Annotated in this window: 14 protein-coding genes; 6 read left to right on the top strand and 8 right to left on the bottom strand. The window is 66.4% G+C overall.

Translation table 11 applies throughout. The features are described 5' to 3' along the window. Positions 1-1,388: phage major capsid protein (locus MFF61_RS30300; protein WP_238241408.1), on the top strand; the 1,388-nt coding region annotated here is incomplete at its 5' end. Between the two features lie 314 nt (positions 1,389-1,702). Here the strand turns inward: MFF61_RS30300 and MFF61_RS30295 are convergent. The 5 genes from MFF61_RS30295 to MFF61_RS30275 form a co-directional block, all read right to left on the bottom strand. Continuing rightward, a complete protein-coding gene (locus MFF61_RS30295) occupies positions 1,703-1,948 on the bottom strand; it encodes a hypothetical protein (protein WP_238241407.1) in 246 nt (81 codons plus the stop codon). 175 nt (positions 1,949-2,123) lie between these two features. Then, positions 2,124-2,480 carry a hypothetical protein gene (locus MFF61_RS30290; protein WP_238241406.1) on the bottom strand — a complete coding sequence of 119 codons (357 nt, stop codon included), beginning with the start codon at positions 2,478-2,480 and terminating at the stop codon, positions 2,124-2,126. Positions 2,481-3,012: 532 nt separating this feature from the next. Beyond that, positions 3,013-3,228 carry a hypothetical protein gene (locus MFF61_RS30285; protein ID WP_238241405.1) on the bottom strand — a complete coding sequence of 72 codons (216 nt, stop codon included), beginning with the start codon at positions 3,226-3,228 and terminating at the stop codon, positions 3,013-3,015. Positions 3,229-3,392: 164 nt separating this feature from the next. Next, the gene (locus MFF61_RS30280; protein WP_238241404.1) at positions 3,393-3,659 is read right to left on the bottom strand and encodes a hypothetical protein; all 267 of its coding nucleotides are present in this window, start codon (positions 3,657-3,659) and stop codon (positions 3,393-3,395) included. Between the two features lie 335 nt (positions 3,660-3,994). Next, positions 3,995-4,378, bottom strand: coding sequence for a hypothetical protein (locus MFF61_RS30275; RefSeq protein ID WP_238241403.1), 384 nt, complete (start codon positions 4,376-4,378; stop codon positions 3,995-3,997). A 590-nt stretch (positions 4,379-4,968) separates the two neighbouring features. Here MFF61_RS30275 and MFF61_RS30270 point away from each other — a divergent pair. Further along, positions 4,969-5,331: a hypothetical protein gene (locus MFF61_RS30270; RefSeq protein WP_238241402.1), complete on the top strand. Its 363-nt coding sequence runs from the start codon at positions 4,969-4,971 to the stop codon at positions 5,329-5,331. A gap of 503 nt (positions 5,332-5,834) precedes the next feature. Here MFF61_RS30270 and MFF61_RS30265 read toward each other — a convergent pair. The 3 genes from MFF61_RS30265 to MFF61_RS30255 all read right to left on the bottom strand — a co-directional run bounded on the left by MFF61_RS30265 (position 5,835) and on the right by MFF61_RS30255 (position 7,642). After that, entirely contained in the window at positions 5,835-6,434 is a 600-nt protein-coding gene (locus tag MFF61_RS30265; protein WP_238241401.1) for a hypothetical protein, read from the bottom strand. 285 nt (positions 6,435-6,719) lie between these two features. Next, the gene (locus MFF61_RS30260; protein WP_238241400.1) at positions 6,720-7,268 is read right to left on the bottom strand and encodes a hypothetical protein; all 549 of its coding nucleotides are present in this window, start codon (positions 7,266-7,268) and stop codon (positions 6,720-6,722) included. 131 nt (positions 7,269-7,399) lie between these two features. Next, entirely contained in the window at positions 7,400-7,642 is a 243-nt protein-coding gene (locus MFF61_RS30255; protein ID WP_238241399.1) for a hypothetical protein, read from the bottom strand. Positions 7,643-7,725: 83 nt separating this feature from the next. Here MFF61_RS30255 and MFF61_RS30250 point away from each other — a divergent pair, with 83 nt between their 5' ends. The 4 genes from MFF61_RS30250 (at position 7,726) to MFF61_RS30235 (ending at position 10,851) form a co-directional block, all read left to right on the top strand. Further along, entirely contained in the window at positions 7,726-8,004 is a 279-nt protein-coding gene (locus MFF61_RS30250) for a hypothetical protein (RefSeq protein WP_238241398.1), read from the top strand. A gap of 391 nt (positions 8,005-8,395) precedes the next feature. Then, complete coding sequence (locus MFF61_RS30245; RefSeq protein ID WP_238241397.1) at positions 8,396-8,695, top strand: hypothetical protein; 300 nt, start codon at positions 8,396-8,398, stop codon at positions 8,693-8,695. Next, a complete protein-coding gene (locus MFF61_RS30240) occupies positions 8,692-9,990 on the top strand; it encodes a helix-turn-helix domain-containing protein (RefSeq protein WP_238241396.1) in 1,299 nt (432 codons plus the stop codon). Before MFF61_RS30245 ends, MFF61_RS30240 begins: the two co-directional genes overlap by 4 nt. A gap of 354 nt (positions 9,991-10,344) precedes the next feature. Continuing rightward, positions 10,345-10,851: a hypothetical protein gene (locus tag MFF61_RS30235; protein ID WP_238241395.1), complete on the top strand. Its 507-nt coding sequence runs from the start codon at positions 10,345-10,347 to the stop codon at positions 10,849-10,851. Positions 10,852-11,073: the final 222 nt, after the last annotated feature.

The following is an 11,073-nucleotide window of genomic DNA, read 5'->3' as shown; positions in this document are numbered from 1 at the left end:
TCGGTGGCGGCGCGGGCTCCGTCTCCCTCCCGGAGCAACCGATGACGCACGCCTTCATGGGCGCGGCCTCGCAGGCCCCCCGCCCCCGCATCTTTGCCTCTCGCCGCACGATCAACTTGCCTGACGTCCGCGTCCCGCCCGCGCTGCTGCGTGCGAGCGGAGACGAGAACGTGCTCCGCGCCGCGGCCGCCCAGGGCCAGGGCGGGCGTCCCGATGACGTTCGTGGTCTCGTCCAAGAGCTGACGACCACCATGGAAGGCTTCGTCTCCCGCCACCAGGCGCAGATGCAGGACATGCAGAGCGCCTACGACGAGATGAACCGCCGCGTCGCGGCCATGCAGATCAACGGCGGCGCCCCGGACGCCATGCCGGCCGATCCGGCCTACAGCCGGCCCTTTGCGAACTGGTTCCGCACCGGCCAGGGCCAGGACGAGATCCACCGCGCCAACGCCGAGGGCGAGCGCGCGAAGATCCTCGCCAGCATGTCGGTCGGGAGCGCGCCCGATGGTGGCTATCTCGCCCCCGTCGAGTGGGACCGTCGGATCCTCTCCGCCTTGACGCCGCTGTCCCCGATCCGGCGGATGTCGTCGGTCATCTCCACCAGCACCGGCGCCTTCACGTCCCTCTGGACCGACAACGCCTATGGCTCAGGCTGGGTGGGGGAGACCGCGGCCCGGGGGACCACTTCGACGGCGCAGTTCGTCCCGATCACCTTCGAGGCAGGCGAGTTGTACGCAAGTCCGGCGATTACTCAGCGCCTTCTAGACGATAGTGCAATCAACCTTGAACAGTGGCTCGCTGAACAAGTTGCAACCACGTTCAGCCGCCAAGAAGATATCGCGTTCATTTCAGGAGACGGCACGACCAAGCCCCTCGGACTGCTTCAATACTTGCCGGGTGGCGTGGCGGACGCGACCGTGTCCAACAACCCGAAGGCTCACCCGGGCGGCAACATCGCCACGGTGAACACCGGCTCCGCCGCGGCTATCACCGGCGATGGCTTCGTGGACTTGGTCTTCGCTCTCGGCAGCGAGTACCGCGCCGGCGCGTCGTGGCTCATGAACTCGACAACGGCCGCGGCCGCCTCCAAGCTCAAGGACGGCCAGGGCAACTATCTGTGGCGCGACAACTATCAGTTGGGCGTGCCCCAGACGTTGCTCGGCTATCCCGTCGAGATCGATGAGAACATGCCGTCGATCGCGGCCGGCAATATTCCGGTTATCTTCGGCAACTTCAAGCGCGGCTATCTGGTCAACGATCGGACCGGAATTCGCGTCTTGCGCGATCCCTACAAGACACGCGGCTTCGTGGAATTCTACACGACGAAGCGCGTCGGTGCGTGGGTCCAGGATCCGAAGGCCTTCCGCGCCCTGAAGGTCTCGGCCTGATCGAGCTGGCCGGGCCCGTCCTGTCCCGGCCTCCGCGGCGGCCCTGAAGTACCTGGCTTCCGGGGCCGCCGCACCTCGCGCGCTGTCGAACATGCAGCGCGCCGGTCCAGTCGGCAGGTGACCGCGAGAACGGCCGACAGCCGGCAGCCTCCGTTCTCCGGGGCGTGGCCGGCACGACGCCCCGGGTGACCGCGGAGGTACGCGCGCTCAGGGTGCTCCATGATCCCGCTTAAGATCAGCGCCGTAAGCCCAACCGAAGTCCTGTATCATGCATATCTACTTCTCGATTTGCATATCATGAAATTTAAAATACATCAATCAATGAATATATTAGCACCGATTTCTTTCATATTTGGCTTTTGATAGTTACACCACATTTGCGGACCGGTGGCTTTTATCTCATTCGCTCTTCTATCAAGTTCTTTTTTGAAGATAGTTGAGAATTTTTTGCTGCCAACACTGTTACTACCGATTTCGGCGAATGCTAGTGAAAGCTTTTTCGCAAGCGCTCTGTCTACATTTGCATACGCTGGACAGATTTCCCCTAGGAAGAACATCAAGCTAACACTTCTAGCGGCTGCTTCTCCCGAAACGCCTTCACTCGCGACTGGGCCACATGCAACTAGCATGACTATAAAGACGAATCTAAACCGCAATACTAATCTCCTTGGCATAATATACTTTCTAGTACGGGTAGATTGATCCTGTCCACTATACTGCGCCCAGAGCCTACACTCACCACTGCCGGTCCGGCCACGGCACGTCTCGCCCGATCACCCGGTACGACGGCGGCAGGCCCGTCGCCGGTCCGGCCCCCGACGTGCACCGGGCGTAGTAGGCCGCCATGTCCTTCATGACGACCACCTGCCGGGATCCGCAGACCGAGCAGCGCAGGCGCAGGGCGATATCGGGGAAGGGCAGGTCGGCCGGGAAGCGGTCGGTCGAGATGATCGCGTGGTGGCCGCACCCCCGCGCATGGCAGTAGACCGATGCGGTGGTCTCGCCCTGGTCGCGCAGGCTGCCGACCGTTGGCGGGGCGATCTCCCGGCCCTCGCGGTCGTAGGCGCGGCGGGGATTGCGGCGCTCTCCCATTTGAGGAGAGGTAGGCCGAGCAGGTTGCGCGGCGATTGCGTGCCGCCTTGTTGACCTTCAGTGCAATGGCGCGGCCCGGCGTTCGATGAGCAGAGTGGCGGACCGGGCTGAGAGTGGTCCAGACTGTAACCCGGTCCGCCTGTCGTCGCCGACTCAAGTGGCGTAGCCGACGGCAACGCCGTTGTTTGTAGAGTGCTGAGCGCGCCATTTCACCTGACGCAATGGCGTCCTGACAAGATTTTGCGTCAGACTATCGTCTCGACCGGCCTTCAGCGCCTTATCCCGCCCTCGCCAGCAGGATCGCGAGTTCAGGTGCAGTGCTCATCCGCCTCGGGCTTTTGCATCGCAGGGCTCTCGAAGGCAACGAGAGCGCGTCCAGCAGGGCCATTCTCGCGCATGGCGTGCAAGAGCGCCAGGCTGCGGCGTACCTGCTCCGCGGACCTTTCGGCGGCCTCTCGCTGTTCCCTCAGCTCTTGGCACAGCTTCTCGCTATCGGCCACAACCCGGTGTGCGTGGAGCAGAAGATCGACGGTCATGCGGGGATGATGCCGTGCACCTCGGTGCGGACGCATTCACGCAAGTTGCAGCACAGGCCGCTCAGGGTATGCCGACTGTCTCCGCCCTCGCCAGCAGGATTGCCGTCCTGACCGGCATGCGCCGCCGCGCGCTGGCTTTCCTTTGCGAACTGAAGAGCGAGGCACGGGCCGAGCACGTGACCGCCGCGCCGGCTGCGCCCCCTGTCTTCCATCTCCCGCCTCGCGCGCAGTCTCCCGTGACAACGAGGTGCGGGTCGGGTGCCGTCGCTGCTAAGGTCCCTGCACCCGACCCGCTGTCCCGCGCCGAGAGGGTGCACAACGAGCGCGAGACGGGCTCGTATCTGCAGAGAGTATGCCGCACGGCGCGCTCGTGGGATCAGGCCGGCCTCGCCAAAAGGATCACCGTGCGGATGGCCAGCTCATGCGTAGCCAAGGTCGCTTCGGATTGCGAGATCCAGGCCCGAACGTGTGGATGCGCGTTAATGGCGGCCATGATGTCGACGCTGACCCCGTCCGTGATCTCCCACCAGCCCGGCTGAGGGTTGGCCATGAAGCCGGCGATGACGGCCTGCAGCTCGTGGTGGGTCACGATCCTGAGCACCAACAACTCGCCGATCGTGGGGCGGTCAGCCATGCCGGTCATGTCGAGCCCGCGCAGTGTCGGGTGATCAGGGCAGCTGGCCGGATCCGGAGGAATAGAAGGGAGAGCGCTCCGGCCCGCTGATGAAGCTGCCCGCTAAGGCTAGACCTCGGAGGTCAAACGAACAGCGCCACACACAAGGTGTCGCTCATGCCACGAATGCCGTCTTTCACTCAGGTTGAGCGTAGCTGTGCGTGTCGGCGGCGAGGGCGTCGGGCCTCTACTCGCGCGCGATCGGGGACTACGAGGAGACGGGGGCGACAAGGTAGCTGGCGACGGCCGCGGTCAGGTCGTCGTCGGTGAGGCGCTTGGCCTTGTAGAGGTCGGCGAGGGTCTGGTCAGCCACGCCCGAACTCCCACACCGCCACACCCCGACCCCGCCCTGGCTTGTTCCGCTGGCACCGCCACAGGTGCACCCGCAGGAACTCGGTCGTCACCTCCCGTACCGGGTAGGCGCAGGGCATCAGCACACCGCTCCAGTCGCCCCGGCGGATGCCAGAGGTCGGGTGCACGCCGAACAGCGTGAGGGCGTCCCAGCCGAGCCGATCGGCCTCGGCGCCGTGATCGTCCACGAAGCGGCGGGCGTTGGTGAGGGTGGTCGCCCACTCCTCCGGCTTGAACCCGGGACAGGGTGGCTGGCCGGGCGAGAGGCTGGCGAGGCCCTGGCTCCAGGCCAGGACGGTGGGCGAGAGGGTGGTGTCGATGAGAGCGGCAGCGGTCATGCTCGCCTGCTAGGACGGCGAGCTGGGGCGAGGCTGCCACCTTCGAGGAGCTGCACCGATGAACGAGCCCGATGAGCCTCGCGACGATCACCCGCTCCACTCCGAGGCGATGAGCACCGAGAGCCCGCGAGCGAGGGCGCGGCGGGAGCAGCGCGATCGGGACCTGCGGTTCGCCGGAGTGGGCGTCGGCGGGGCGATGGATGCGGAGAGCCCCAGGGCTAGGGCGCGGCAGGCGATGGAAGAGGCCTCAGAGTCTGACCATCAGGGGGTAGACGGACGGGACTGAAGGGAGAGGCGCGGGCCGGGTGTCGTGTCGCTGAGACACCCGGCCCGCTGATGCTGTCGTCCACCTGCGTCGACGGGAAGGAGGACAGCAGCACCATACGCCTTGTGTCGGGTGGATCGCGCCAGCCGTCGCTCACCCAGGTTGAACGTAGCTGTACGGGCCGGGCACGTGGTCGCTGCACTGACCCGCCGTTCTGCGCCGGGGTTAGGCCGGGCCGGCACGGAACCCAGGCAGCTTTGCATGGGCCGCGGGCTCGATCTCCCACAAAGAGCAGGGAAGTCCAATCGCAAGATGTGCCGCAGGCTTGATCGAACAGGACCCAAATGTGATCTCGCTCGATACGATCGATCAGGGGATTGCGGTGCGGGCTGGATGTACGCCCCGTGAGGAGAGCAGAATGAAATGGGTCTTGGTGTGGATGACGCTTACTGCAAGCGGCGCGAGCACGTCCGGAACAATAGAATTCCAGAGCCTGGAGGCGTGCCTAAAGGGACAGAAGAACGTCGCGCGCGTCAAAGGAGATCTGAGCGTCACCCATGTGACGATGCCATTCCCGCCCTACACGAGCCTGGAGAGCGGCTGCATCAGTTCGGAAACAGGGGAGATGAAGACAGGGATGGAGCCGGCGCTGGATCGGGCGAACCGTCGGCGGCAGCAACTCCAGTAGCTGCCCCCTTGAAGGCGTTCCGGAAGGCGCTCATTTCGGGCACAGCCAACTGAGGCACACCCCGTGCTGAAACCTATGCATGGAGTGCATGAACTGGCACTTTTAGGCCCTGCTGGCACCGAAACGTTCGGTATGCCGGACAAAGCCTGACCTCCGTCCATCAGACGACGGTCTAAGCTTTTGATCGAGCAGTCGGATGCTAGAATTGTCGCGGTTCCATAATCGCTCTTACGCGACTCCGCCGCCTTCGCGCGCGTGGGACCAACTTGGCTCCGGAAATTCGTCTCAGATTGAGACGACCGCCGCCCTCGCGCGCGTGGGGTGGAGACGGCAGCGGCAGGCCTCCCAGCCCTGGTGTCCGCCGCCGGCTCCGTTCGCGCCACGGACAGGACGATACCGCGCCTCGCCTTCACCGCGAATCTCCGGCCGCTCGCTCGGGCGCATCGATCCACAAGACCATGCCCCTCGGCAGCCCTTGCGACGATTCCGCCGGCCTCGACGCTTCATGCACCGACCCCTCGGCGCAGCCGCTCCAGTGCTGCCTCAAGGGGCGAATCCGGTGCAGCTCGATTCCGATCACCAGAATAGAGGGACGCTAACGCTGGGCTGTCTATTTTGGCGAGTGGAGCCGGCGGGATGGCCCGGGACGGCGCAGGGACGGCCACTGGCGCCCGCGGCGGTGCCGGCGGCGCGATGGGCCTCCGAGCCGGTGCAGGGGCTCCACGGGCCCGCTGTGCGCGATCGTTGGCCGCGCTGAAGGCCGGGAGATACTCCACGCCGAAGCGCCATTGGATCGGCTTACGATGCAGGCCGTGCTCCGTCGCCTTGTAGGCCGAGCCGGGGACCTCGACGCGCTCCACGAGGCCGACCTCCTCCAGCACCCGTAGGGCGCCGCGGATGCGAGCTTCGGTGAGCCGCAGCTCGGGATGATCAGCCAGTGCGATCCGGTCGACAGCGAACGGCCGTCCGAGCCGCCCAGGGGCCGAATGGAAGCGGGCGAGGAACTGCGCCAAGGCCAGCACGGCATCGGCGTTGCGGCGGCCGCGGGTAGCGGCGTCGAGCCTATCGGCGATCGTGCGCGGCAGGCGGTAGGTGTGCGTCATCGCGGGCCCTCTCGGGCCGCGGCAGAGCGTCCAGGCAAAGCCTCGCCATTGCCGGAACTGCCAGGTTCCGGCTTGACTCCCGAAGGAGCGTCTGGCGATATCGGAGGTGCGAGAACCGACATCGCCGCTTCGGCGGTTCCACGGCCTCACCCTGCCAGGGGTGGGGCCGTTGGCTTTTCAGGCTGTCACTGCGGCGGCGGTGAACTCCTAGTTCGCGACTCGCGCGGCTGCGCGGCCGGTGGAACGGGCAGCGTGGCCGTTGGCGGCCTCCGCGTCAAATTCGTGTCAGGCGCGGCGGCGGAACAGTGCCAGCAGCCCGCGCGGCCGGGTGGCCTCCTCCTGCCAGCGGTCGCGCTCTATCCGCAGCTCCTCGGCCCGGCGCCGCTCGGCCTCCATCAGCGCGGTCAGCACCTCGACCTGTGCCCTGCGGGCCCGCTCGGCGTCTCGCTCCACCAGCGCCGCCTCAAGCGCCGCACGGATGGCGGATAGCTCGGTCACAAGGGTGTCGGCTCGGTCGCGCTCGCGCTCGTAATCCGCTCGGTTCGATGTGGCCAAAGCGGTGATCCGCTCGACCTCGGTCTCCAGGGTGGAGGCCAGCCGACGGAGGTCCGCCACGTCGGGCGGGGTCTCGGGCTGGTCTCCGTCCGGTCTCCGGTCGGAGCGGGGCTTCATCGGCTCGTGCTGGACCTCCGTGAGGTCGATCATCACGCGAGCCCGGCCGTCGTTGCCCATCTGCTTCGGCAGGCGGAGCCCCTCGACCTTCTTCCTCGCGGCCTCCTTCGACACGCCCCAGACCTCGGCCAGCTCGGCGTAGGTCATCAACCGCTCGGCCATCGCACCCCTCCGCCCGGCCTCCTGCCGGTCTCCGAGAGCGCCTTCCGCCCGTCCTCCAGGCGCCCTCCAACTGGAGGGAGGCACGGAATGGTTAACGAAGCCCTCCACGTCGGCCTCCGCCCGGCGTCCGTCTATGCCTTCCGATCGGACTCCACCCGGCCTCCGCCCTCGCGGTCCGCCGCGTCCAGGCCAGCCTCGACCAGCCGCCGGACCGCCTCCGACAAGTTCGGCAGGTCGGGCTGCTGCCGCCGCCAATCGTTGATCCGGTGCATGAGGGACTTCGGCGCAAGCAACTGAAGGCGCTCGGTCTCGGAGGCGGTGTCCAGCTTCGGCGGCACGTGCGCCCCCATGGTCATCGTGGCTGTGACACTCATTAATCGGCTCTTGCTCCGTTTACCATCTCTGCCATGATGCTTGTGATTAGCATCGTTAGCAAGATGCGAGGGAGAAGCGTCGAATGCCGGTTGCCACACCCAGGATCCCCGACCCTCACGCGCAGCTTCGCGAGGTGCTCACCAAGGTCGACAAGGTGAGCGGCCACCTCTGCGACATGGAGAACGACTTGGCCCACATGCGAGGCTTCGCGCAGCTCGTCGCGCATCTGGCGGGCTCCCCCTCCACCATCGAGCCGGACGTCCTGCTGGTGGTCGCCGATGGAATGACCACGGTGCAGCGGCGGCTGCAGGCAGCGTGGGAGCAGGCCAACAGCCTCGCCTTCGAGTTGAGGCGCACGTGAACGCGTACGGCTTCATCGCCCTCTGGCGGGCGTATCGCTTGCGGCAGCTGACCCGCGCTGCTCGCCGCGACATGGCGGAGGCAGCCCGGCTTCTCGACCGGGCCGAACGCCTCCGGGCACTCGCGCAGCGATACCGCTGACCTCGCCGCCTCGGCGTGGCACCTAGTCTTTATCTGGGGCGACTGCACAATGCCCAACAGGATTGAACTATACATCGGAAATCAGCACATCGGTTCAATCGTCCTCAGTCGTCCTGGATATGTATACGCTTTCAACTTAAATGGAGCCGCAGTAGGGTGCTTCGCCGACGCAGACGCAGCCATTGCTGCGCTTCGGCGTTAACCATGCTACTCTCACCTTCCTCGCTCCCGTGTTGCGTTTGGAGCACTGCATGATCCCCGAACTCGCACGCGCCATCGCGGTCACGGCTGCCGATGTGCTCGGCCGCCGCTTCGCCCTCCGCGGCCTCGACGTCACCGATGAGGCGATCGTCGACTACGTCCTTGAGGAGCGCGGCTTCCGCGACCAGGGCGCCGTCACGGCCATCGCGATCCTCGCCCGTCACGAGATCGATCGCCGGCACGCCGAAGCCGTCGCGCGCCACCAGCGTGCTCGACCACCACGGCGCCGGCCGGCCCTACAGGATCCGGCCCGGCAGCTCGCCCTGGGCCTCGACGGGGTCGCCGCATGAGCCGCCCGTCTGGCCGGCCACCCGCCGACACGCAGACCGGCGACTTGTTCGCCCATGCGGCGGAGAAGAGGCAGCGGCAGACGAACGAGGCTGCCGCCTACCGCGCCGAGCGTCGAGCGCAAGAGCGCCGCAACGGTCCTCGCTACGTTTATGACCGCAACCGCGAGCGGCTGAAGGACATCGAGAAGATCATCAAGGGCCGATGCGGTGGCCCTGCAACAACCGACGATGCGGTCATCTTCCTGCGCGCCGCCATCCCTTCGCTCTGGATGAAGTGGCTGAAGATCAAAACCGAGACCGGTCGGCGTGTGAAGGACTATGCGGCCACTGTCATCGATTGGCGGGACAGGTGGACACCGGCTGTTTCGGATGACGTCACCATGGCGATTGCAGAAGAGGTTCACGACCGAGCGATGAGGCGGCGCAAGGTGCTCAAGAACAAGCACGCCATCGCCAAGGACCTGCGCGTCACGAAGGCCGAGCACGACGCTTACGACCTGTCAGCGCAGACTGGAGCCATCGACTACAGCGAAGAGCAGCGCCTCAAGGATCGGCGCGAGAAGAACCGTCTATACCAGCTGGCGAAGCGCGAGCGGCTCGGCGCAAAGCCGCGGGAGCAGTCCAAGGCGCGCACCGAGCCCTGGGCCGCGATCGGCATGAAGCGGACCAAGTTCTACGAGCAAGGACTCCACCTTCCGGGCGCGCTTGAAGCGTGGATGGCCGCTCAATCGGATGTCCGGACGAGTTCGTCACCACCCACTTCACCCCCCGATCAGACCCTCCGAACGAGTTCGTCAGCAGTAGAGTTCGTAGAACTCTCTCACACGGTGACGAGACCGTCCGACACCTCGGCCCGTCGCGTTCGTGGTCCAGCGAGGGACGGCGGTTGGTGGCAGCACGCGCCAGCCGGCTTCGCCCCGTCCGTCATCAACCCGGCGTCGGTCAGGCAAGGCCACGCCGTCGCGCAGGGGCTGCCAGAGGATGAGGTGGTGGAGACCGCCAGCCTCGCCGAGTGGCGTCACCCCGGCGTCGACCAAGATGCGGTTCTGCGCGATCTCCAGGCCTACCACGGCGGGCGCCTGACCGGGCCGCTGGCAATTCTGGTGCACGACGCCTTGCGCGCGAGAGGCCTCAGTAAGTCCGAGCTGGCCCGCATCATCGGCACCAAGCCCCCACAGGTGATCCGCGCCTTGAACGGCACCCGCGGCTTCAGCCAGTCCGCCGCCTCGAACTTGAAGCGTTGGCTCGGGGCCGCGGCATGGGTGGGTCTGACCTCGACCAGCCCGGCATCTTGAAAATGAAGAAGAGAGGATGGGCGACGCGCCCGTCTCTCCAGCTCGCCGCTGCCCACCACCGGCTGACCCGCTCACGCCCGCCAGCGGCCCACGTCGCGCCCGCAATCGGCATCACAGAGAGCGAGAGACCCCGCCGGGGTATCAAGTGTTCAGAAGTCTGTGTTGCAGGATTACCACACAGGCCGCCACTTACAGATTTTTGTTCAGGCCACGGACCATCGGCGCGGTCACAAATCCCCCCTGTCCCGCCCGTTCCGCATCGGCCGGAACGCCAATGGACACAAGGGCTTGGCCGCGTTTCGCGTCCCCAGGCACTTTCGCGCCCGTTTCGCGCCACGACGCTGGGAGACGCTCATGATGCGTGATCTCGCCCACCTCGACCGCCTGCCGCCCGGCGACCGGGCGGTGCGGATCCGCGCGATCGCGCTGGAGCACCACCAGAAGCTAGCGGTGCTGGAGCGCGTCGAGCCGGACCGGCGAACGCCCGGGATGAAGGCCGGCATCACCAGACACCGCCGCGCGCTGGCCACCCTCGACCACCTTGCCCGACGCGCTGGCGTCGCGCTGCCCGATTGGAGACCGAGCATGAACGACAACCCGCGTCCTCGCCCGAACGTCACTCCGAACCAGGCCGCCCACGCCGCGGCCGCCGCCCTGGAGCACACCGCCGACCGGCTCATGTCGCTTGGGGTGGCCCCGATCGATGTCGCTAGGACCTTGGTCGGCGTCGGCCTGTCGCGGCTGAGCCGGGAGCTCTCGCCGCAGGAGCTCGTGGACGAGATGGCCCACGTGATCGGCGGCTACGCCGAGGCGCACGGGATCGACCTCACGGCCGAGCAACCGGCCACGCCGACGCACTGATCGGTGGGCAGCCCGTGAACCGGGCTTGACGCTTAGGATTGTCTTCCTATTCTGACACCCGATCCGAAGGGCCACGACGGACTCTGTCCCTCCGGATCCGAGCCTGACCCATTGGCACGCCGGGCGCTGTCTTTGGTGGTCACGGGACCCTTGGGGGCGGCACGCCAGGCGCTGCCGTTCGGTGAGGGATACGAGCTGAGGCGCACCGACCCAAGATCGGTG

Source organism: Methylobacterium isbiliense, from assembly GCF_022179325.1.
Classification (GTDB): Bacteria; Pseudomonadota; Alphaproteobacteria; order Rhizobiales; family Beijerinckiaceae; genus Methylobacterium; species Methylobacterium isbiliense.
The sequence above is the reverse complement of the archived record's forward strand: the minus strand, read 5'-3'. Positions and strand labels throughout refer to the sequence as shown.